This window comes from Pseudoalteromonas sp. BMB (assembly GCF_001709235.1).
In the GTDB taxonomy this organism is placed as follows: Bacteria; Pseudomonadota; Gammaproteobacteria; order Enterobacterales; family Alteromonadaceae; genus Pseudoalteromonas; species Pseudoalteromonas maricaloris.
The window spans coordinates 1-22,444 of the sequence record NZ_MBQA01000225.1; the positions used below are offsets into that span (position 1 = coordinate 1).

The 22,444-nt window shown below is 43.1% G+C and carries 20 protein-coding genes; 18 read left to right on the forward strand and 2 right to left on the reverse strand.

Annotation, left to right across the window (positions count from 1 at the left end):
- Positions 1 to 230: 230 nt before the first annotated feature.
- From imuA to BB427_RS24575, 4 genes are all read left to right on the forward strand, one after another.
- Positions 231 to 917 carry a translesion DNA synthesis-associated protein ImuA gene (gene imuA / locus BB427_RS23100; RefSeq protein WP_045990196.1) on the forward strand — a complete coding sequence of 229 codons (687 nt, stop codon included), beginning with the start codon at positions 231 to 233 and terminating at the stop codon, positions 915 to 917.
- 2 nt (positions 918 to 919) lie between these two features.
- A complete protein-coding gene (locus tag BB427_RS23105; protein WP_069023536.1) occupies positions 920 to 2,317 on the forward strand; it encodes a Y-family DNA polymerase in 1,398 nt (465 codons plus the stop codon).
- On the forward strand, positions 2,317 to 5,394 hold the full coding sequence (locus BB427_RS23110; protein WP_069023538.1) for an error-prone DNA polymerase: 3,078 nt from the start codon (positions 2,317 to 2,319) through the stop codon (positions 5,392 to 5,394). Before BB427_RS23105 ends, BB427_RS23110 begins: the two co-directional genes overlap by 1 nt.
- A 155-nt stretch (positions 5,395 to 5,549) precedes the next feature.
- Positions 5,550 to 5,723, forward strand: coding sequence for a hypothetical protein (locus BB427_RS24575; RefSeq protein WP_175401314.1), 174 nt, complete (start codon positions 5,550 to 5,552; stop codon positions 5,721 to 5,723).
- 55 nt (positions 5,724 to 5,778) lie between these two features.
- Here the strand turns inward: BB427_RS24575 and BB427_RS23115 are convergent, their stop codons facing one another.
- A complete protein-coding gene (locus tag BB427_RS23115) occupies positions 5,779 to 6,249 on the reverse strand; it encodes a hypothetical protein (protein WP_069023540.1) in 471 nt (156 codons plus the stop codon).
- Positions 6,250 to 6,341: 92 nt separating this feature from the next.
- Here BB427_RS23115 and BB427_RS23120 point away from each other — a divergent pair, with 92 nt between their 5' ends.
- Positions 6,342 to 6,725, forward strand: coding sequence for a response regulator (locus tag BB427_RS23120; RefSeq protein WP_069023542.1), 384 nt, complete (start codon positions 6,342 to 6,344; stop codon positions 6,723 to 6,725).
- 94 nt (positions 6,726 to 6,819) lie between these two features.
- Here BB427_RS23120 and rpsT read toward each other — a convergent pair whose 3' ends face one another.
- Positions 6,820 to 7,080, reverse strand: a complete 261-nt coding sequence (gene rpsT / locus BB427_RS23125; RefSeq protein WP_010370978.1) for a 30S ribosomal protein S20 — start codon at positions 7,078 to 7,080, stop codon at positions 6,820 to 6,822.
- 427 nt (positions 7,081 to 7,507) lie between these two features.
- Between rpsT and murJ the strand changes: the two genes are divergently transcribed.
- From murJ to BB427_RS23190, 13 genes are all read left to right on the forward strand, one after another.
- Positions 7,508 to 9,070, forward strand: coding sequence for a murein biosynthesis integral membrane protein MurJ (gene murJ / locus BB427_RS23130; protein WP_083229927.1), 1,563 nt, complete (start codon positions 7,508 to 7,510; stop codon positions 9,068 to 9,070).
- A gap of 67 nt (positions 9,071 to 9,137) precedes the next feature.
- On the forward strand, positions 9,138 to 10,064 hold the full coding sequence (ribF, locus tag BB427_RS23135) for a bifunctional riboflavin kinase/FAD synthetase (protein ID WP_069023544.1): 927 nt from the start codon (positions 9,138 to 9,140) through the stop codon (positions 10,062 to 10,064).
- 21 nt (positions 10,065 to 10,085) lie between these two features.
- Positions 10,086 to 12,914 (forward strand): isoleucine--tRNA ligase, encoded by a 2,829-nt coding sequence (gene ileS / locus BB427_RS23140; protein WP_069023545.1) that lies wholly within the window; start codon positions 10,086 to 10,088, stop codon positions 12,912 to 12,914.
- A 9-nt stretch (positions 12,915 to 12,923) separates the two neighbouring features.
- Positions 12,924 to 13,427: a signal peptidase II gene (gene lspA, locus BB427_RS23145; protein ID WP_010370991.1), complete on the forward strand. Its 504-nt coding sequence runs from the start codon at positions 12,924 to 12,926 to the stop codon at positions 13,425 to 13,427.
- Entirely contained in the window at positions 13,424 to 13,864 is a 441-nt protein-coding gene (gene fkpB / locus BB427_RS23150) for an FKBP-type peptidyl-prolyl cis-trans isomerase (RefSeq protein WP_010370993.1), read from the forward strand. Before lspA ends, fkpB begins: the two co-directional genes overlap by 4 nt.
- Positions 13,864 to 14,793: a 4-hydroxy-3-methylbut-2-enyl diphosphate reductase gene (ispH, locus tag BB427_RS23155; protein ID WP_010370996.1), complete on the forward strand. Its 930-nt coding sequence runs from the start codon at positions 13,864 to 13,866 to the stop codon at positions 14,791 to 14,793. Before fkpB ends, ispH begins: the two co-directional genes overlap by 1 nt.
- A 13-nt stretch (positions 14,794 to 14,806) precedes the next feature.
- Positions 14,807 to 15,811 (forward strand): sensor histidine kinase, encoded by a 1,005-nt coding sequence (locus BB427_RS23160; RefSeq protein ID WP_069023547.1) that lies wholly within the window; start codon positions 14,807 to 14,809, stop codon positions 15,809 to 15,811.
- A complete protein-coding gene (locus BB427_RS23165; protein ID WP_069023549.1) occupies positions 15,808 to 16,494 on the forward strand; it encodes a LytR/AlgR family response regulator transcription factor in 687 nt (228 codons plus the stop codon). Before BB427_RS23160 ends, BB427_RS23165 begins: the two co-directional genes overlap by 4 nt.
- Positions 16,495 to 16,611: 117 nt before the next feature.
- The gene (gene pilV / locus BB427_RS23170; RefSeq protein ID WP_045990204.1) at positions 16,612 to 17,166 is read left to right on the forward strand and encodes a type IV pilus modification protein PilV; all 555 of its coding nucleotides are present in this window, start codon (positions 16,612 to 16,614) and stop codon (positions 17,164 to 17,166) included.
- Positions 17,163 to 18,170, forward strand: coding sequence for a PilW family protein (locus tag BB427_RS23175; RefSeq protein ID WP_045990205.1), 1,008 nt, complete (start codon positions 17,163 to 17,165; stop codon positions 18,168 to 18,170). Before pilV ends, BB427_RS23175 begins: the two co-directional genes overlap by 4 nt.
- The gene (locus BB427_RS23180) at positions 18,158 to 18,619 is read left to right on the forward strand and encodes a type IV fimbrial biogenesis protein PilX (RefSeq protein ID WP_045990206.1); all 462 of its coding nucleotides are present in this window, start codon (positions 18,158 to 18,160) and stop codon (positions 18,617 to 18,619) included. Before BB427_RS23175 ends, BB427_RS23180 begins: the two co-directional genes overlap by 13 nt.
- Positions 18,620 to 18,641: 22 nt before the next feature.
- Positions 18,642 to 21,776, forward strand: coding sequence for a pilus assembly protein (locus BB427_RS23185; RefSeq protein ID WP_069023551.1), 3,135 nt, complete (start codon positions 18,642 to 18,644; stop codon positions 21,774 to 21,776).
- Positions 21,763 to 22,200 (forward strand): type IV pilin protein, encoded by a 438-nt coding sequence (locus BB427_RS23190; RefSeq protein ID WP_045990208.1) that lies wholly within the window; start codon positions 21,763 to 21,765, stop codon positions 22,198 to 22,200. Before BB427_RS23185 ends, BB427_RS23190 begins: the two co-directional genes overlap by 14 nt.
- The last annotated feature ends 244 nt before the right edge of the window (positions 22,201 to 22,444 follow it).

The following is a 22,444-nucleotide window of genomic DNA, read 5'->3' on the forward strand; positions in this document are numbered from 1 at the left end:
GAATGACTATGCTACGCAGGCTCTGCCTTGTATAAATACCAATCAAACTGCTGCAAAAAAAACTTGAAAGATCAACAGGCCCTAGTTGTAGATCTTATTTCTCCTAAGCAAAACACGATTAACTTAAAGCGCAAATTATGGTTATTTTTAACTCGCCTCTTTTCTAGCGATCTACTTGCGATCTGCCTTTATTTAAATATACTGTATATATAAACAGTATTTGGTGATGTATGGCGAATTATATAGATCTTCTTGAACGTAAAAACCTGCTTTGGCGTGGACGTGGACAGGCCGTGCAGCATGATGTCGTCAGTACTCGCTTTGCTGCACTTGACGATTTACTGTGCGGTGGTTGGCCGCAACAAGGTGTGATTGGTGTGAAAACTGCAATGGGAATAGGAGAATTAAGGTTGATATTGCCCCATTTTGTGGATGATAACCGTTTGAAGGTATTAATTAATCCTCCAGGGCAAATACATGCCGCGGCATTGCATTATTTATCGTTAGACCTGAGTGAATTTATGATATTGCAGCCACCAAGTGAAAAAGAAGCACTGTGGGCTGCGGAACAATGTGTAAAAAGTGGTGCGTGTAGTGCACTTGTACTTTGGCACGAAGCGCTTTCTATTGCTGCTGTAAAGCGTTTGCAGTTAGGTGCACAGGCGGGAGGTTGTAGGTTATTTGCTTTGTACCAAGCGCAGTACGCCCAGACTTTACCATTTACACTTTCAGTGGTTTTACAAGCACAGCACAGCGGCTTGGATGTGATAGTAAAGAAGCACAAGGGGCACTTTGCACATCGCAGTCTTAAACTAGAGAATCCCCACTATTGGCCAGAGCTTGAAAAGCCGAATCTACCTCATGTTAGCGATAATATAGTTGCGTTTTCAGGCTATGAGCGGCGCTTAACGAGCTAGTTATGTGGTTATATCTCTATTTTCCTATGCTGCAATTAGAGGGAATGACAAAGCAAACGGTTTCCGGTGATTTTGTTACACCCGTTATTATTATTGATGGCCGCAAAAACCAGATAGTGCAGCTAAATGATGCAGCGCAGCAGCGAGGTATAAAAATAGGAATGGGCCTTGGGACTGCTTGTGCATTGTGTACACAGCTTCATGTTTTGCCCTACGACGACCTTCTAGAAAGACAACAGCTATTAGAAATTGCCAATATGCTTTATCAAGTGAGTGCAGATATTGTAATCGATGAACCTAATGGTCTTGTGCTTAAAGTCGATTCTATGCTTTCGCTCTATCATGATTTGCCAAGTTACTGGCAAGTAATATCTGGACAATTAGCGCAGCTTGGCAAGAGTTATTATTACGGCATGGGTGAGTCCACAATAATGGCTAAGCTCTTGGCGCGAGAGCGTTGCAATGTGCTTGTACTAACGCCTTGCCAAAAGCGTCATTACCTGAGGAAAATAGGACTAACACGTACAAGTCTAGACAGTCGGGTGGTTGAGCTGCTTGCTCGCACCGGAGTTAAAAAGGTGGCGCAGTTAGAGCAGTTTGCACTCAGTGAGCTGGCTAAACGTTTTGATACTGAACTCGTACATTATGTAGGCTGCTTGTTTGGAAAACTAAAGGAAACTCTTAACTATTACCAACCTGCGGAAACCTTTGAACTTACTGCACCTTTACTTTACGAAGTCGAAGTGATGGCTTGGTTAGAAAAGCCAATCGAGCATTTGCTATCGCGTTTAGCGTTATTCCTACAGCAACGTAACTTAGTAACTCGAACGCTTTATTTTACCTTAGCACTTCGAGATAAAGAGGCTTTAGAGATCACATTAAACAGCGCGGAGCCTGAATATAAGGCAGAAAATTGGCAGCGCCTGTTAAACCTCAAGCTAGAATCCATAACCTTAGATGCACCCGTACAAAGTGTTTCACTCAAAGCTGATGCTTTAGAAACACAGCATGTCACAATAAAAGATCTCTTCTCAACGCAGCAAAGTGCGATGTCTGCGCAAGGACTGCGGGCTATTCTATGTGCTAAGCTCGGTGAGCAGGCTGTGCAATATCTACAACTTACAGGCGATCCTCGTCCTGAAAAGGCCAGCACTTATAGCCACGAGCCACATTTCACGACACTCAAGAGTAAATTAAGACCTACCATTCTATTTCCGAAGCCACAGCCTTTATGTGAAAAAGTCAATATTATTTCTGGTCCAGAGCGTATCGCTTCAGGGTGGTGGGACGGTGAGCCGGTCCAGCGAGACTATTTTATTGTACAAAATGAACAAGCGCAGCGGTTATGGGTATTTCGAGAGCAAAATAACCATTGGTATATTCATGGAGTATTTAGCTGATGTCTTATGCCGAGCTTTTTTGCCAGAGCAATTTTTCATTTTTGACTGGCGCATCGCGACCAGAAGAGTTGGTCAAACAAGCAGATTTTTTAGGTTATAGCGCAATAGCCATTACTGACGAATGCTCTTTGGCTGGCATTGTCCGTGCTCATGCTTATATTCGTGATCATAAGCTCAAGATAAAACTCATAGTTGGGAGTTTGCTGAAGTACAACAATATTGAATTGGTTGCTCTTTGTCCTTGCCAGCTCGCTTATACAGAGTTATGTCGAGTGATTAGTAATGCTCGCCAGCGAACGGAGAAGGGACAATATCAGCTTAGTGAGTGGGATATTATGTCGCTTAAGCATGTCTTATTGTTGTGGTTGCCAAAGGGGAACAGTCAAGATGTTCAATCATTGCAATGGCTGTGTAAATACCACCAAAATAGAATATGGATTGGCTATCGACGTAACTTGAGTGCAGAAGATGTACATTACTTTACCCATTGTGTAAAACTGTCAAAAGCGTACCAAATACCTATTTGCGCTGTTGGTGGAGTGCTTATGCACTGTTCATCTAGGCTTGCGCTACAGCACACACTGACAGCCATTCGACAGAATCGTGTGATAAGCGAGATCCCTGAGAAAATGATTAGCAATAGCGAGTCAGCACTTAGATCTATCTCTAAGCTTACTAAGTTGTTTTCACCTACCTTTCTTGAAGAAAGTGCCAATATCGCGAAGCGATGTGTATTTAATTTAGACTTATTGCATTATCAATATCCTCAGGAGTTAGTGCCTAAAGGCTTTACTCCAATGGCTTATTTACGTGCGTTGGTCGAAAAGGGTAAGCAAGTTCGCTTTTCTGATGGCGTGCCGCCAGATATAGAAGCCATTATTGATAAAGAGCTAGCGCTTATTGAAGCGCTTGATTATCCGTTTTTCTTTATCACTATTCATGACATTGTGATGTATGCAAAACAGCATCAAATCTTATACCAAGGACGAGGCTCAGCCGCTAACTCTGTGGTCTGCTATTGCTTAGAGATAACCGCGGTTGACCCTCGGCAAGTGGGTGTATTGTTCGAGCGTTTTATTAGTAAAGAGCGTAATGAGCCACCCGATATAGATGTAGATTTTGAACACCAACGTCGTGAAGAGGTGATCCAATATATCTACAAGAAATATGGCCGTAAACGCGCAGCATTAGCAGCAACGGTGATCACGTATCGTTTAAAAAGTGCCATGCGTGATGTTGGCAAAGCCTTGGGCATTGAAATGGCGCAAATAGAGTACTTTATTAAGCATCTCAACCGCCGTGATAAAGGACTTAACTGGCAGGCCCAATTAGTGGAGCTAGGGTTAGAGCCAAACTCATTAAAAGGTCAGCACTTTATTCAGTTGGTTAATGACATTATGGGGTTTCCAAGGCATTTATCGCAGCATGTTGGTGGTTTTGTTATCTCAGAAAGTCCATTACATGAATTAGTGCCCGTAGAAAATGCAGCTATGCCAGAGCGCACAATTATTCAATGGGATAAAGATGACCTTGAAACCCTTAAGTTACTCAAAGTCGATATCTTGGCCTTGGGTATGCTAAGCGCTATCCGTAAGTGCTTTGGTTATATTGCAGCGCATACGAAGCGAAACCTGGATCTTGCCCAATTGACTCGTATGCAAGACGACCCTTTGGTCTATAAGATGTTGCAAAAAGGGGATAGTGTTGGCGTGTTTCAAGTAGAGTCTCGCGCACAAATGAGTATGTTGCCAAGGCTGAAACCCGCGAATTACTACGACTTAGTGATCCAAATAGCAATTGTACGTCCCGGCCCTATTCAAGGGGATATGGTGCATCCATTTTTAAAGCGACGGGATGGTGAAGAGCAAGTGACTTATCCATCCGAAGCGGTTAAATCGGTATTAGAGAGGACCATGGGGGTTCCCATTTTCCAAGAACAAGTAATAAAACTGGCTATGGTTGCAGCTGGGTTCACTGGAGGAGAAGCAGATAGCCTACGCCGAGCCATGGCATCATGGAAGAAAACCGGAGAGCTGATGCAGTTTAGAGAAAAGCTTATTCGAGGTATGCTGGCTCGGGGCTATGAAGCACAATTTGCTGAGCGGATTTTTGAGCAGATCTGCGGTTTTGGTGAATATGGCTTTCCTGAAAGCCACTCAGCTTCTTTTGCTGTGCTGGCTTATGCCTCTGCGTGGTTGAAATACTACTACCCCGCAATGTTTTATACCGCTCTACTTAATAGTTTACCAATGGGGTTTTATTCGGCTTCACAGCTGTTGCAAGATGCATCAAGGCATAAGGTTAGCATTTTACCTATCTGTGTTAACCAGTCCGATTACGAACATCAAGTCGTACAAGAGCCAAGACAAGCAACGTTTGCGATCCGTTTAGGACTTCGGCTTATAAAAGGGTTAAGTGAAGAAGAAGCACTGCAATTATTACAATGCAGACCTCAAGAGGGGTTTGGTAAAATCGTGCAGTTACAACAAGCTGGTATTACCAACAGTACTATTGAAAAGTTGATTTCCGCAGATGCTTTACATCACTTTGTGGATAGCCGTTATGCTGCTAGGTGGTCGCTTGCAGATCACAGTAAAACCTTGCCACTATTCAGTGATATTGAAGAGAAAGAGTCGCAATATAGTCACTTTAGCGCCACAGAGTTCGAAAACTTACAGGAAGATTATAATAGCACTAAGGTCTCTTTACGCACTCACCCAATCAAGCAACTTGAGCAAGCAAAGCTTATAGTCCGAACGGTTAAGGCTAATGAACTGCTTTATCGACCGCATAAATCGTTAGTAACAGTGATAGGGCTGGTAACAGGAAAGCAAGCCCCAGGTACCGCAAAAGGCGTGACCTTTTTTACTTTGGAAGACGAAACAGGCAACATCAATGTAATTGTGTGGTCTGGTACTGCTCGAGCACAAAAGCAAGCCTATATGGGTGCTCAGCTATTAGAAATAAAAGGCATAGTAGAGAAGGAAGGGGAAGTGGTACATGTTATTGCTGGTAGGTTAATCGATAGAAGTGAGTTACTAGCAGCGATGACAATTAAGGCTCGCGCTTTTCATTAATTATACTACGACAGAGCCGAAGTTCGTTGATTCACGGTGATATTGTGTAGCTCTAGATTATTTTTAATGGTTAACTAAGGGTTTTAACTTTTTGTTTGTTCTGTTACTTTAATGGGGCCTTAGGTTGGCTAAGGGAAACGTAAAAGGATATTATTGTGAAAAAATTATCACTTAAAGTTGCAAAATTAAAAAACCTATCGACTGATAAGCAAATTCCAAAAGCACAAACGCCTCACATTGGAGGTGGAACAGGTGTGGTAAAGGATCCGATTACAGATAACTGTACTAAAATTTGTACTTCAGCATGTAGCTGGCGTGGCTGTAATTAACTAATCTGCCTAACAAAGTAAAATGCCTCAATAATGAGGCATTTTTAGTGAAGTTCTAACCGCTTATTAACTCCATCATGGCCGCTATAAAGCCTTCTTGCTTGATTATTTGGTACTTTTGGCAGGTGTCTGGGTTTTTCAAATCGTGGCATAGGTATAGTGTATTGCGCTCAAGCGCCGGCTTTGGATGTAAATTTGAGTCAAATAGCACAGGATCAATACCAGGAAGACCAGACCAATATACACTACTAGCCACAAGGCCTAATTTCTCATAAGTAATCAGTTGTGGTTTTGGCAAGACAACAAATAGTATTCCAATGACTGCAAGTGCTATCCACTTACTTTTTCCCTTAGGTCTATCATTATCTGTAGCAGTTTGTGCTTGCTGTGCTTGTGCGGTTTGCTGAGCCTTCATCGCTGCAATTTGTTGTGGCGATGGTCGACGGTTTTTTGTTGTACTAGTGCGTTTTTTTTGGTTGGACTGTACTTGACCTAAAAGCGATTGTTTTTTTGATGGTTTTGCCATGCTTTAAGTAGCCTTTTAGTTGCAGGTCTCTATAATGCTTCTATGCTAAGTATAATAGCTTATTTTTACACTACAGCCTACGGGAAAGGACTATGGATCAAAATATCTCTATTTTAATCGTCGATGATGTAGGGACAGTTCGCAGCTTTTTACATCAAACCTTAATGCACTTAGGCATTGATCATGTAAGAGAAGCCTCCACTGCAACGCAGTGTGTAAAGTCATGTGAAGAGCAACATTTTGATATTGTCTTTTTAGATATTGAGCTGCCCGATGGTGATGGTAAAGAGTTAATTGCAACCCTAAATGAAATAAACCCGAATATTAATGTCGTTATGGTGTCGGCACACTCAACGGTAGACAATGTTAAAGATGCTATTGAGCGCGGTGCTAAAGGTTTTGTTGTTAAGCCATTTTCGCCAAAGAAAATAGCGGCTATGCTGAAGAAGTTTTACCCAAATTTAGAATTGGTTTAAAACGGCACTGATTTTATCTTTTGATACCAAAGTATATAAATTACAGACATAAAAAAACCGACATAATGTCGGTTTTTTTCAATCCAGCAACAAATTAAAGTGCTTTGATCTTAGCAACTAAACGGCTCTTATGACGAGCAGCTTTGTTTTTGTGGATTAGACCTTTAGTTGCGTAACGGTCTAGGATAGGTGCAGCAACAGCGAATGCTTGAGTTGCAGCTTCTTTATCACCAGCTTCAATTGCAGCGATTACTTTTTTGAAGTATGTACGCATCATTGAACGACGGCTTGCGTTGTGCTTACGACGCTTTTCGCTAGTGATAGCGCGTTTTTTTGCAGACTTGATGTTAGCCAAGGTTTGCTCCTAACAATCTTAAAATAAGCTTAATTTAAAGGCCGAGGAATATGCCTGTTTTAATCGCAAAAGTCAATATAAATTAACAAGCGCGGCCTAATGTTCAACACCCAAGACTCGACTTGGGCTATTCTCAATTCTTAACCTGTACAAATCAAAACATTGCTATGCGACATTTTTACTTTTATAGCAGGCAAGTAAACCCGTAATATCCCAAGTTGCACTAATAAATTGTAAAGCGCAGCTTCACAAAGTGCCTTGAAAATCTCAGGTCTGAACCAAAGTAAACAGTCAAATTTCACAAGGTGAAACAGGCCTACCAAGGTTAATGGCGCGTATTGTATCAAAGCTGACAGGGCACGCCTAGTGCTAAATGCACAACGACTGTGGCATAATCTGCCGCGATTCACTGAATTTAGGAGTTAAGGTGGCAAAAGGGTTATTTAAATCGGGTATGATTGTCAGTGCCATGACTATGATTTCGCGGGTTCTGGGGCTAGTTCGAGATGCCGTCGTGGCAAACCTATTGGGCGCAGGATTGGCCGCCGATGTCTTTTTATTCGCCAACCGGATCCCTAATTTTTTACGTAGGTTATTTGCAGAAGGCGCGTTTGCTCAGGCGTTTGTTCCTGTACTTTCAGAAATTAAAGAAAAGCATGGAGACGATAGAGTCAGATTATTCGTTGCACAAGCCGCTGGGACACTCGGGACCGTATTGCTTATTGTTACTATTTTAGGGGTGATAGGCTCGCCTGTGATCGCCGCTTTATTTGGCACAAGCTGGTTTCTCGACTGGTGGCAAGGTGGTGCAGATGCCGAAAAATTTGTGCTTGCAAGCGCACTATTAAAGCTTACCTTTCCTTACTTATTTTTTGTTTCATTAGTTGCACTTAGCGGTGCGGTACTGAATGTTTATAATCGCTTTGCCGCAGCGGCCTTTACGCCAGTTTTACTCAACGTGTCGATTATTAGCTGCGCTATTTTTCTCCATGATAAATTTGCACAAGGTGCGTACGCTCTAGCACTCGGTGTATTTATTGGTGGAATTGTTCAACTATTATTCCAGATCCCATTTTTGTTGCGCTTAAAAGTCTTGAGTCGCCCTCAATTTGCATGGCGAAGCCCTGAAATAACCAAAGTCAGAACATTAATGATCCCTGCATTATTTGGTGTTTCTGTTAGCCAAATTAACTTACTGTTGGACACCGTCATTGCCTCTTTTCTCGTGACGGGATCGATTGCTTGGCTTTATTATTCAGACAGATTAATTGAATTTCCACTCGGCCTATTTGGTATCGGTATTGCGACCGTGATACTGCCTGCACTTTCTAAATTACACGCAGGAGAAAAAAGTGAAGACTTTCAGAAAACACTAGATTGGGGTGTCCGTTTTGTCATCTTCTTGGGATTACCTGCGATGCTAGGGCTGATGGTGACAAGCCCACTTATCATTTCAGTATTATTTGGCCATGGTGAGTTTGTTTCTCAAAATGCAGACAATATAAACAAGGTAAGCTTAGGGGTAGCCGCATATTCCGTTGGCTTATTAAGCTTTATGTTGATTAAAGTACTGGCACCGGGCTTTTACGCTAGACAAGATACTAAAACGCCTGTTCGAATTGGTATTATTACTATGGCACTCAATATGGTTTTCAATCTCATCTTAGCGCCTTTTATTGGTTATCTAGGCCTTGCATTGGCAACTTCATTATCAGCGTCTTGTAATGCGTTTTTACTTTATCGTCAGCTGTCACATCAAGGTGTGTATCAGCTAAGCGCATTTTCTCTTGGTTTTACTGCCAAATGCTTTGTTGCAGCGGTCGTGATGGCTGTATGTGTATACTTTCTCGGCGCACGCTTTGAATGGCTAGAGTGGGGACTGATGGAGCAGGTGCTATTACTTTGCGGATTATTAGTAACTGCGATGGTGAGCTATTTTAGTTTACTATTTATACTAGGGGTAAGATTGAGCACAATCCGAGATGCTTGATTCGCATTTTTAAGCAACTTGGGTATAATCGGGCTCTTTGATATTTGCTGCACAAAGGCACGGCACTATGCAACTAATCCGAGGGATCCATAATATTCGACCACATCATTTTGGTTGTGTGTTGACGATTGGAAACTTTGACGGGGTTCATCTTGGACATGTAGAGGTTTTGATGGGGCTGATTAGCGACGCAAAACACTATCAACTTCCAAGCACAGTGATGTTATTTGAGCCGCAGCCCTTGGAGTTTTTTGCCAAAGATAAAGCACCGGCTAGGCTGACGCGATTACGTGATAAACTAGTCCTGTTGCAAGAGCTTGGTATAGAGCGAGTCATTTGCGTCAACTTTAATCGCAAATTTGCCTCGCAAGATGCAGAGCAATTTATCAAAGAAGTCCTAGTGACAAAGCTTGGAACCAAGGCGCTCACGGTCGGCGATGACTTTCGTTTTGGCCGTGAACGTGCTGGTGATTTTGCAATGCTAAAACGAGTGGGCGAACCGCTAGGTATGCAAGTAAAAGACACGGCAAGTTTTCGCAAGCAAGATTGTCGTGTAAGTAGCACGTTGATCCGCACGGCACTTGCAGCTGGTGATTTGCGTCAAGCACATGATATGTTGGGCCATACCTATGCCATTTCAGGCCGTGTTATTCACGGTTGGAAGAAAGGCAGAGAGCTTGGTTTTCATACTGCAAATATTGCGTTAAAGCGCCAAGTGAGTCCTGTACGCGGTGTGTATGCTGTCAAAGCGACTGTGAACCACAAAACACATTATGGCGTAGCGAATGTTGGCACTAAGCCAACCCTAAACGGAACGAAAGCCCTTTTAGAGGTGCATCTGTTTAATTTTAATGAGACCATCTACGGTCAGTTTATGAAAGTGGAGCTAATTGAAAAGCTTCGCGATGAGCAAAAATTCGAAACATTGTCGCAGTTAACAGAACAAATCAGTCGTGATGTTAGCAATGCAAAACAGTGTTTTTCTTTAACGTAGCCGATACGGAAAGTAGGATAAATGAGCGACTACAAACATACTTTAAATCTACCGGAAACTGAGTTTCCGATGCGTGGTAATTTGGCGCAACGCGAACCAAAGATGCTGAAAAAATGGTATGAAGAAGACCTATACGGTCAAATTCGCATTGCGAAAAAAGGTAAAAAGCCATTTATTTTGCATGACGGTCCTCCGTATGCAAATGGTGATATTCACCTAGGTCACTCAGTAAACAAAATCCTAAAAGATATTATTATTAAGTCAAAAACGCTTTCTGATTTTGATGCACCTTACGTACCTGGTTGGGACTGTCATGGTCTTCCAATTGAGCTACAGGTGGAAAAGAAAGTAGGCAAACCAGGTAAGAAAGTATCGGCTGCTGAATTCCGTGAAAAGTGCCGCGACTATGCTAAAAAGCAAGTTGATGGCCAAAAAACAGATTTCAAACGCCTTGGTGTGTTAGGTGACTGGGATAAGCCATACTTAACCATGAACTTTGATTTTGAAGCCAATGCTATTCGTGTGCTTGGTCGTATTATCAAAAATGGTCACCTGCACAAAGGTGCAAAGCCAGTTCACTGGTGTACGGATTGTGGTTCAGCACTTGCAGAAGCAGAAGTTGAATACCAAGACAAACAATCGCCAGCAATCGACGTAAAATTTGTGTTTGCTGATCAAGCGGCAATCATTAGTGCATTTGGCTTGGCCGAAGGCCATGAAGGCAAAGGTGAAGTAAGTACCGCAATTTGGACTACAACGCCTTGGACATTGCCTGCAAACCGCGCTGTGGCAGTACACGGTGCGCTAGAGTATGCACTGGTACAAATTGAAGATGAAGGTCAAGAGCAGCGTATTGTGCTTGGTTCTGAATTAGTCAAAGACGCTGTTGATCGTTTTGGATTCAAGCACTTCCACGTACTAGGTTACGCGAAAGGCGCTGCACTTGAGAATCTGCGCGTTGCACACCCATTCTTAGATTTCGATGTGCCTGTTATTTTAGGTGAGCACGTAACAACAGACTCAGGTACTGGTATCGTTCACACAGCACCTGGTCACGGTCAAGAAGACTTTGCAGCGGGTCAGGCTTACGGTCTAGAAGTTGCAAACCCGGTTGGTGCAAATGGTGTTTATCTACCAGATACACCGATTTTTGCAGGTCAGCACGTATTTAAAGCAAACGACAGCATCATTGAGTTATTAACTGAGAAAGGTGTGTTGTTCCGCCATAAGGCGCTAACGCATAGTTATCCACATTGCTGGCGTCACAAAACTCCTATTATTTTCCGTGCGACGCCACAATGGTTCGTCAGCATGGATCAGGCTAACCTGCGTGCTGATTCACTGAATGAAATCAAAAAGACAGAATGGTTACCAGAGTGGGGTGAAAGCCGCATCGCAAACATGGTTGAAGGTCGCCCTGACTGGTGTATTTCACGTCAGCGTACTTGGGGCGTACCAATCGCGTTATTTGTCGATAAAGACACTGGCAGCCTACATCCTGAAACGGAAGCCCTTATTGAAGCCGTTGCTAAATTAGTGGAAGAAAAGGGTATTCAGGCGTGGTACGACTTAGAGCCTAGCGCGCTATTAAGTGAAGCAGATGCTCAACAGTACGTAAAAGTACAAGATACACTAGACGTATGGTTTGACTCAGGTGTAACACATGCTTGTGTTGTTGATGCACGCGAAGATTTAACAGGTCCTGCAGATCTTTACCTTGAAGGCTCAGATCAGCACCGTGGTTGGTTTATGTCATCAATGATGACTTCAGTTGCTATCAACGGCCATGCACCATATAAGCAAGTGTTAACGCACGGCTTCACGGTCGATGAAAAAGGCCATAAGATGTCTAAGTCATTAGGCAACGTGATCTCGCCGCAAGACATCATGAACAAGCTAGGTGCAGATATTTTACGTTTATGGGTAGCTTCTACTGATTATACGGCTGAAATGACCGTGTCTGATGAAATCTTTAAGCGCTCAGCTGACCGTTATCGTCGTATTCGTAACACAAGTCGTTACCTACTTGCGAACCTAAGCGGCTTTGATCCAAAAACGGATTTAGTAGCAATTGAAGATATGGTTGAGCTAGATCGCTGGATTGTTGCGCGTGCTGCGCAGCTACAAACTGAGATCAAAACAGCGTACGACAAGTACCAAATGCTTCAAGTAACACAAAAGCTTATGAATTTCTGTACTGGTGAATTGGGCTCGTTCTATTTAGACGTGATCAAAGACCGTCAGTACACCGCGAAAAGTGATAGCCATGCCCGTCGTTCTTGCCAATCTGCGCTTTATCATATCGCGGAAGCGATGACACGTTGGATGGCACCTATCATGAGCTTTACTGCACAAGAAATCTGGGAAGTATTACCAGGTGAGCGTGGCCAGTTTGTATTCACGGATACTTGGTATGATGCAATTGAAGGTGCGACAGAAGGCTCGTTGAATAACGAGTACTGGCAGAACTTACTCGCGGTACGTGATGAAGTAAACCGTGTGCTTGAGAATGCACGTAAAGAAGAAGTGATCGGTGCAACGCTACAGGCTGAAGTAACGCTATATACAGGCGGTGACTTAGCTGAGCAGCTCAATGCCATTGGTGACGAATTACGCTTCGTATTACTGACTTCAAAAGCAACGGTAGAAGTAGTCAACAGCAAGCCAGAAAATGCAATTTCATCAGAAATTGATGGTTTATACATTAGTGTAGCGGCAACATCGGCTAAAAAGTGTGATCGTTGTTGGCACTATACCGACGACGTAGGTACGGATGAGCAACATGCAGACATCTGTGGCCGTTGTATTAGTAACGTTGAAGGTGACGGCGAGCAGCGTCAATTCGCCTAGGAGTAAAACGTGACACAAACTACACAGAAAAGTGGTCTGGTGTGGTTGTGGCTTAGTCTACTGCTTTTTGCAGTAGACTACTTCACCAAAGCACTGGTTATGGCTGAAATGGAACTCTATGAGTCCATTGATATTTTGCCTATTTTCAATCTCACCTATATGCATAACTATGGTGCGGCATTTAGCTTCCTAAGTGAAGCAGGTGGCTGGCAGCGTTACTTTTTAAGTGGCATTGCCGTGGCGATTAGCACTTTACTGATTTTTTGGCTACGTAAATTGCCCGCATCAAATTGGAAGTTGGGATTGGCCTACGCGCTGGTATTAGGTGGTGCTGTAGGAAATTTATACGACCGCATTATTCATGGTTATGTGATTGACTTCCTTCATTTCTATTATCAAGACTGGCATTATCCAGCGTTTAATGTCGCAGACATGGCGATTGTCGGCGGTGCTGCACTATTAATTTTCGATGCCTTTACCAGTGGCGATAAACCACAGGAGAAAAATGCGTGAGTGAGCAACTAATTGGAGCAAAGTCTGAAGTCTTGTTCCATTTTTCAATCAAGTTATCAGACGGTTCAGCAGCAGATTCTACCAAAGTTCATAATAAACCCGCTAAGTTGTTTATGGGTGATGGCAGCCTGACGGAAAATTTTGAAAAGTGTTTGCTTGGATTAAAAGCGGGCGATGAGAAATCTTTTGAGCTAGAGCCAGAAGACGCGTTTGGACAACCAAATCCTGATAACATCTATTATGTTGATAGAAGCAAATTTGGCGCAGAAACCCCCGCTCAAGTAGGTAGCATCATTGCATTTACGCAACCTGATGGTACTGACTTACCTGGATTGATCCGAGAAGTAGCCGGCGACTCGGTAACTGTCGATTTCAATCACCCGCTTGCAGGCCAAAAAGTAACGTTTGAAGTTGAAATTCTTGAGGTAAATAACTAATGGATATCTTGCTGGCAAACCCGAGAGGATTCTGTGCAGGTGTAGATAGAGCGATCAGCATTGTTGAGCGTGCACTCGATATTTTCGAAGCGCCTATTTACGTTCGCCATGAAGTTGTTCATAACAAATATGTTGTTGATGGTCTGAAGTCTCGTGGTGCGGTATTCGTTGAAGAGCTAAATGAAGTGCCAGACGACAGTATTGTTATTTTCAGCGCGCATGGTGTTTCTCAGCAAGTACGTAATGAAGCGAAGCGCCGAGAGTTAAAAGTCTTTGATGCGACTTGTCCGTTAGTGACAAAGGTGCATATGGAAGTGACGCGTGCTAGCCGCAGAGGTACTGAGTGTATTTTGATTGGGCACCACGGCCACCCTGAAGTTGAGGGTACTATGGGTCAGTATGACAATCCGAATGGTGGTATTTATCTCGTTGAAAAACCAGAAGATGTAGCAGCACTCGAAGTGAAAGATGCTGACAATGTGTTCTATTGCAGTCAAACGACGTTATCGGTAGATGACACTGCGGATGTAATTGACGCACTGCGTAGCAAGTTTCCGAACATCAGTGGTCCTCGAAAAGATGATATCTGTTATGCCACGCAAAACCGACAAGATGCGGTTCGCGACTTAGCGGACAAGGTTGAGTTATTGCTTGTGGTGGGTGCGAAAAATAGTTCTAACTCTAACCGCTTAAGAGAACTTGCGGATAAAATGGGAACTAAGGCATTTCTTATCGATGATGCCTCTTCCATCGAAGAAACTTGGTTCGATGGGGTTGCAAAGGTAGGTGTAACTGCCGGCGCATCTGCACCTGAAGTGTTGGTTCAACAGGTTATCTCTCGACTTAAAGAACTTGGTGGGGAAACGGTAGTTGAGAACCCTGGGCAAGAAGAAAATGTCGTGTTTGCCGTACCTGTAGAACTCAGATAAGAGAGTTAGCACGATGACACCGCGTATCAGGTTGTTGTCTGCACTATTGAGCGAGCGAGGTGTGTTAGCATTGCTAGTTGCCTCGCAAATCCTAGCCTTTTTATATACGCTGATTTCCGCGACTGCGTTTTGGCAATCCCTTGGGTTAACTAGCTTATTTATTCATTTCACTGCCTTTTTATCACTTGCCGTGATAGCGATTGTGCGCCACGCTGTTGAGAAGCGCTCAGATTTAGTTGAAGCTGGAATTCTCATTTCTGTTTTCGTGCTTTGTACTGTTGTCACCAGTACGGTTTTTCCCTATGGTTTTACATTGCTCGGTTGGATTGATGAGGCAAAAATTGAATTGAGCTTATGGCGTAACATCGCAATATGTCTTTGCATTATCACGCTTTTCGCGCATTTCTTAGCTATCTTTACCGATAATATTCGTAAGGTGAAAGCGCTATCTCAAGCGGAACTTGAAGCGTTACATGCGAGAATTCGGCCGCACTTTTTATATAACTCACTCAATACCGTGGCCGAATTGACTCATATCGATCCAAATGCAGCAGAAAAGTCAGCATTAGCCCTTGCCGATTTATCTCGCGCTGCGATGTCCACACAAAATATTGTTCCGCTGGAAAGTGAAATATCTTTATGCAAAGCGTATTTAGAACTTGAGCAGTGGCGCTTTGCAGAGCGTTTGAGGGTCGAGTGGGAGTTAGACAATGTCTTGGGAGATGTTTTGATCCCTGCGTTGATATTGCAGCCATTGGTGGAGAACGCGGTTAGCCATGGGGTAGAGCCAAATCCAAACGGAGCGGATATTCGTATTTATATTCAATGTAGTAAACGCACCTTAACGGTGGTAATTTTTAACAGCTATGACGCAAAATTAAAGCCGACGCACCAAGGGCATGGCATTGGGATAAGTAACATCAGACGCCGCTTGGCTTTACACTACAATCAGCCAATTGATTTTAAAACCGAAGCCAGTCAAGATAGCTATACCGTCAGTTTTTCGCTACCGCTATGAAAACAGTAATATCTTACCTTATTGTGGATGATGAGCCGTTGGCAAGAGCTCGCGTTAAACGATTAATGCAAAAGCACGTAGGCTTTCGTTGTATCGGTGAAGTTGATTGCACTGACAGTGTGGAAGCGTTACTAAAGCAGGAGCCTGTGCAGCTAATTTTTCTTGATATTTCGATGCCGGGTCAGTCAGGTATTGAGCTTGCAAGCCAATTACGCCTGCAATTTCCGAGGATGAAAATCGTGTTTCTAACGGCACATCCGGAATATGCGTTAGAAGCATTTGAGCTGCACGCCAATGGTTATCTAGTGAAGCCACTAGATACTGATAAGCTAGATGCTTTATTGACTACTATCTTTCCGAGCATGGAGACGCTAAGCTATTACGTTGGCAGTGAGTTGCGTTACGTTCAGGTTTCGGATGTTATTGTTGCCGAGGCGGATGAAAAATATACGCGAGTAACCTTGAATTCTAGCCTACAAGCATTAATTGACATGTCACTCAAGTCACTGTTAGATAAGTTTCCAACACATTTTATTCAAATCCATCGCAGTACATTAGTTAAGCGAACAGAAATTTCTGCTTTAGAACTACATGAACAAAAGCACTATATTTGTCTCAAGTCGCTGCCCAATCGCTATGAAGTTAGCCGTAGAGCTTACACCCAACTAAAAACATTATTTTGAGTGTTAAGCGGTGAATAAACCGTTTATCGCCTCAATAGACCTTTCATACTATCCCATATTGAGTTTCAAAGACGACGGCTTACACTGAAGCTAGGACAATTGAATTCTGGTTGAGATATGCATATTTCGCTAAAGCAACATGGCTTCACACTGTTAGAAGTGCTTATTGCGTTTATGATTTTAAGCTTTGGACTGCTTGGCGCTGTGGCATTACAAGCAAAAGCTAAACAAGCAAGTTTTGATTCTATGCAGCGAGCCGCTGCGGTAGAGCTTGCCAGTGACATCATGCACAGAATAAGAACAAATGATGCGGCAAATATAACCACACTTTACGATGTTGACTTTAATAGCACCGAAGACGTACAGGCAAACACCACGTGTTATACACAGCGCTGTAATGCAGAAACGCTTGCGAAAACAGATATTGCTAATTGGCGTCAAGCGATAAGAGCGAGGGAAAATACAGGTTCGTTGGATAACGCGATTGTGTGTATTAATCCAACCGCAGGTGCCACTCCATCTGGGGTAAATGTGCAGGTTATTGTCACTTGGCGAGGGCGTCAGGCAATGACCGCATTGGAAAATAATCCAGCAGCCGGGTGTGGTGTTGAAGACGATAGACGGCGTGCAGTCGTAATGGAAACTTTTGTGTTGTTAAGGAGTCAGCCGTGAACAAAATCCGAGGTTTTACATTGTTAGAACTCATGATCGCCATGTTTATCGGCGTATTGTTGTTAGGCGGCGTCATTGCTACTTATGTCGGTATGAAAGCGACGACCAACGACACCATGAGTATTGGAGAGCTACAAGAAAAAGGACGTTTAGCGCTTTCCATTATGAGGCGGGATATCGAACAAGTTGGTTTTTGGGGGACTTTTTACGATCAAGGTTTCACGGATGATAATCAAGCCGCTCCAGCTAACCCAGGAAGTGACTGCTCTGGTGGGATAAACAATGGTAGTTTTCCGAATAATGAGCCTGCTAATTTCAGGCCTATTTGGGCAACATTCACAACAAATGCAACGGCAATGGGGTGTATAACCAAAGCTCGACCACAGTCAGAAGTGTTACAGGTGAAGTTTCTGGAAGGGAGTCCTATAGAGATAACAGGTCTTGTGCCAGACGCAGGTGCTATCCAATCAACTAGGTATTATTTTATTGCACAACAAGAGCAAGCCGAATTTATTGCAGGTGGCAATGTTGGCAACATGCCAAGCGTGAATGCGACACTTTGGCCATATAGTCACCATGTATATTATGTGAGTGAAGAGCAGCAGGTAATTAATAATCGTACTATTACTATCCCCGTTCTAAGAAGGCAAAGGCTGCATGTAAACGGTGGCATGAAGGATGAATTAGTGATCGAAGGCGTTGAACAAATTCGTTTTGTTTTTGGTTTAGATACCAATTTTGATGGTCGAGTGGATAGATATAGAAATACAACAAATATGTCCGATGCTGATTGGGGCGCTACAAGAGGTATCCTAACTCTACAATTGTTTGTACTGGTAAGAGTGCTGGAGCCGGATATTGACTTTGGAGTGCAGTCGCGGTCTTACGTATTAGGGAATGACCCTAATAAAAGGACGTTGACTTATAACGATGCCATTAGACGTACCGTATTTTCAACCACAATATCAATGTACAACATGGGAGGCTCAGCATGGGAAATGTAAAGCAACGCGGTGTAGTACTTATCATGGCGATGGTCATGGTAGTCGCCATAATGGCGGTTGCAGTAACGTTGATGAGTACCAGTACGTTGGATATAAAAATGACCCATGCCGTCATGGAACGAGAAGAAGCAGAAAGCTTATTATTTGGTGAAATGCAAAGATTAATTCAGCAAGAGCAATCACGTCCTAACAATATTTTTCTGCGTTCAAGACAGCAGTTAGCAGACGAAGGCACAACAGTACAAACGCCTAATGGCTTACAAGCCACTGTGACTAGCTTAAATAATGGTGAGCTAGAGCTGTTTTGTCCACGTCAATATGACTATACAGAGGGGTTTGTGTGCAACATGACGGAAGTCGAAGCCACTGTGGAATATGGTGATAGGGGACGTCACAACGTCACCATAGTGATGGGAATTGGTCAGGAAATTGTGAGCGTTTCAAATTAACAGCCTTTTTCGAGTAACTGATATGAATAAGTTAATATACACGATAGTTGCATTAATGGCGCTATTACAAACCGCTCAAGCGGAAGACATTGAGCTTTATGTTAAACATAATGTTTCTACTCGTGAGCAACCTCGAGTACTGATGCTGTTTGATACATCAGGCAGTATGGCGTGGGACTCTCAAAATGGTAAGGCGTGTTATGAGCGTTATTCATATCGTGTTTGGAATGGCTGGTACTATGAAACGCGTTATGGCTACCGAGAAACAGAGTGTTTTAATGGCAGTAACTGTTATCAAGCGAACCAATATAATCAAGCGGTTCAGGGCTGCGCGGATAGCCGCCTAAAAGTAGCACAAAATGCAATGCGCAGTTTAGTTAGCGATAATGATGATATTAGATTTGGCCTGTCTCGACTTTATTCTTCGAGTGGGGGTTATATTCTTAATGGGATTGGTAGTAGCCGCAGCGATATTGTTGATAAGATCAACGCATTACCAGCAAGTGGTTCTACGCCGCTGTCAGAAACACTTTGGGAGTTATATAACTATCTTAAAGGTGGCGGCGTATATTGGGGCACTAATGGCGGAAACGACAGGGATAAGGGGATTGAACGTGGGAGCAACTATATTTCTGCGTTTAAGCCCGTGCGTGGCGAAGAAGAGCGGTGTGATACGTCAATCAACTTAATTTTAATGACGGATGGTGACCCTACCAGCGATACTGACTCTAACACAAGTATCGTTAATGAATATTACTCAGTGTATGGCGCCTACCCTAATTATTTCGACATTAATGAAGGCTCTGGTGTTACCAAAAACTATTTACCAGCTTTGGCCAAAACAATGCGCGGTACGTCTCAAGTTAAAGTTGACTTATATCCTTCTACTCCAGATGAACATGACTTTGCGCGAGTCTTTACGATCGGTTTTGGTAACGGTATGTCTAATACAGGTAAAGAGTTGCTTGCGGAAACCGCTAAGGAAGGAGGGGGGCAATATCTGCACGCCAATACTGCAAATGAACTGTCGGATGTACTCAAAACCACGATTACCAATATCAGAAATGTGAGTGCTAGTTTTAGTTCACCAACGGTCTCCGCCAATGCTGAAGATCAAACCCAAACAGGTGATGCACTTTACTACACTCAGTTTAAACCAGAGACACATACTCGCTGGCGTGGCAACCTGAAAAAGCTTAAGTTTGTGGGCACAGAGATAGTAGGTCAGGAACTGACCAAAGCGATAAATGACAAAGGCGCGATTGATAGCAATATCACAACGTATTGGTCGCAAGCGCAATCAAAAGATGGCAACAATATTGAAAAAGGAGGAGTTAACTATGCGCTTGAAAATCAGGTTACTAGAAAAGTACTGTCTGATTTTGGTGGCGGTGATTTAGTTGATTTCACCTATAATAACGCCGAAAGTGCCTATGGTAATTTAACTAAACTTGCCACTGCAATGGAGTTAAGCGGTGCGAGTAAAAGTGAGATACAAAGTATTTTTAACTGGGCGATAGGTCAAGACGTCGACGATGATGATGGTGACGGTTTGAGATCTGAAAGAAGGCCAGACATATTCGCCGATCCCTTACATTCAAAGCCTGCAACGGTCGACTATGGCAATGGCGATATTCGCGTGCTCATTGGCACCAACGCCGGCATGCTCCATATGTTTAAAGATCAAGGAAATAGCGTAACTGAAAGCTGGGCATTTATTCCAGGTTCTTTATTACCTATCCTGAATCCAGTCAAAACACGTAAAGCAGAAACGAAATTGTATGGCCTAGATGGACCTATTACTGTGTACTTTCACGATGTGAATAAAAATCGCAAGGTGGAAGCGGGTGATAAGGTTTGGGCCTTTGTGGGAATGCGCCGCGGCGGCAATAAATACTATGGCTTTGATATTACCAATCCAGATTCACCCAAACTATTGTGGGGTGGGCCTATTTCCGGTGATTCAAACAAGTTTAAGAACTTGGGACAAACGTGGTCCAAGCCCGTGGTGACTTTCATTGAAAAGCAAAAGGATAGACCGGTATTGGTTTTTGCAGCAGGATACAATACCAATAAAGACAATGTTTCACGTAGCGATGATAATGATAAAGGCGTAGGGATTTACATGGTTGATATCATGTCAAACAATGCTGATATTGTTTGGTCGCTCACTGGAGATACGTTTAAAGGTAAGCACAGTATTGTTGCGGAGCCAACGTTAACGGACTCAGATTACGATGGCTATATTGATAGAATTTATTTAGCGGATACCGCAGGGAGTATCTGGAGAATTGATATGCCCGGTCCAAACCCATCAGATAGTACTGAGCCTTGGACTCATTTTGAGTTGGCGCGTTTGGGGAGTAGCTTTGCTGATGAGGATAGACGCTTCTTTTATCGTCCAAATATTGCTCGTACATTTTATAGTAAGGTAACAGAGACTAGATATAACGGGAATTTGATTAAAGAGCGCAGAGATACGCCGTTTGATGCCATTGTTATTGGTAGTGGTAATCGCTCGAAGCCGACAGATTCAAGCGTGACTGACTACCTTTTCATGATTAGGGACATACATACGAAGACTCAGTCATTTGTAAATGACATTCCAGAACCGATATTAATTTCTGATTTAATGGAAATGAAGAGCGATCCGTTTGGGAATGCTGTGGATAATATTGACGACTTTATTGAACTAGAAGTAGAGCTGGCTAAGTTTAATGGCTGGAAGTATCAATTATCAGGGGGCGAAAAGTCGCTCTCTGGAGCTACTGTTATTGGAGGAGTGGCATACTTTACTTCATTTACACCAGCAGATCAGACAACCCAACAATGCACATTAACTGGTGGTAAAGGGCAGCTTTACATGTTCCATTTACATTATGGTACAGGAAAAACTTATGTTACTTCACAGGATTTACCAGATACGCCGACTCTAGTTGTACGCAAAGATGAAAACGGCAAAAGAGTTCCTTATATCGCAGGCCCTGGGATTATAGCTGATGGCAGCAATCCATTTGTACCGCCGGGAATACCAGGGGAACCAGTGCCAGTTGTGGGAGATGATGACAAGGTTATTATCTTTAAAAATAAAACTTCGGGTATCAGAACAAAACAACTTTACATTTATAAGAGGGAAGATAGTGATGAGAAGAAATAGTACCCTAGACAAAGCAATATCAGGTTTTACCCTAATTGAAGTAATGATAGTGGTGGTGATCATCGGTATTCTCTCTGCGATTGCGTACCCTAATTACACTGAGTATGTGAGAAGGGGGGCAAGGGCTGATGCAATGACTTTGTTACTTGACGCCGCGAATAAGCAAGAGCAGTTCTTTGTTGATAACAGAGCTTACAGCGATAATCTAGCGGCAATCGGTGTAGCGACGGCAACGGAAAATGGTTATTTCAATGTAACACTTGAAAACGTCACTGCAGATACCTTTAGGATCGTTGCAACAGCCGCAGCAGGGCCGGTTCGAGGCGACGAACAGTGCCCAGCTTTAACTATCGATGAACTTGGAGTTCGTGGTGTGACTGGGACAACGAATCAAGACGCTATAGATAGGTGTTGGGAGCGTTAATTTTCGGGAGGGAGTAGCTAACTCCCTCTTTGTATTCATATTAACTATCCCCGAGCTTAGGTTATTTAACCTGAGGTTTGGATAAGGAATGAGCTAATTCATTGTTTTTAATATTACATTAAATTATTTCCTTATCTAGCCAGAAAGTTTTGGGATTAACTCCGCTTCCGCGTCCTGCTCGCGCTAAGGTACCTACATCCTGTAGGCAAGGCGAATTTACGTACCAATAGCGGGCTATTGGAAG

What these genes read in the sequence shown, in the direction of transcription:
- imuA (WP_045990196.1), top strand. Translation starts at nt 231, where the DNA reads ATGGCGAATTATATAGATCTTCTTGAACGTAAAAACCTGCTTTGGCGT.
- BB427_RS23105 (WP_069023536.1), top strand. Translation starts at nt 920, where the DNA reads ATGTGGTTATATCTCTATTTTCCTATGCTGCAATTAGAGGGAATGACA.
- BB427_RS23110 (WP_069023538.1), top strand. Translation starts at nt 2,317, where the DNA reads ATGTCTTATGCCGAGCTTTTTTGCCAGAGCAATTTTTCATTTTTGACT.
- BB427_RS23115 (WP_069023540.1), bottom strand. Translation starts at nt 6,249, where the DNA reads ATGGCAAAACCATCAAAAAAACAATCGCTTTTAGGTCAAGTACAGTCC.
- BB427_RS23120 (WP_069023542.1), top strand. Translation starts at nt 6,342, where the DNA reads ATGGATCAAAATATCTCTATTTTAATCGTCGATGATGTAGGGACAGTT.
- ribF (WP_069023544.1), top strand. Translation starts at nt 9,138, where the DNA reads ATGCAACTAATCCGAGGGATCCATAATATTCGACCACATCATTTTGGT.
- ileS (WP_069023545.1), top strand. Translation starts at nt 10,086, where the DNA reads ATGAGCGACTACAAACATACTTTAAATCTACCGGAAACTGAGTTTCCG.
- ispH (WP_010370996.1), top strand. Translation starts at nt 13,864, where the DNA reads ATGGATATCTTGCTGGCAAACCCGAGAGGATTCTGTGCAGGTGTAGAT.
- BB427_RS23160 (WP_069023547.1), top strand. Translation starts at nt 14,807, where the DNA reads ATGACACCGCGTATCAGGTTGTTGTCTGCACTATTGAGCGAGCGAGGT.
- BB427_RS23165 (WP_069023549.1), top strand. Translation starts at nt 15,808, where the DNA reads ATGAAAACAGTAATATCTTACCTTATTGTGGATGATGAGCCGTTGGCA.
- pilV (WP_045990204.1), top strand. Translation starts at nt 16,612, where the DNA reads ATGCATATTTCGCTAAAGCAACATGGCTTCACACTGTTAGAAGTGCTT.
- BB427_RS23180 (WP_045990206.1), top strand. Translation starts at nt 18,158, where the DNA reads ATGGGAAATGTAAAGCAACGCGGTGTAGTACTTATCATGGCGATGGTC.
- BB427_RS23185 (WP_069023551.1), top strand. Translation starts at nt 18,642, where the DNA reads ATGAATAAGTTAATATACACGATAGTTGCATTAATGGCGCTATTACAA.
- BB427_RS23190 (WP_045990208.1), top strand. Translation starts at nt 21,763, where the DNA reads ATGAGAAGAAATAGTACCCTAGACAAAGCAATATCAGGTTTTACCCTA.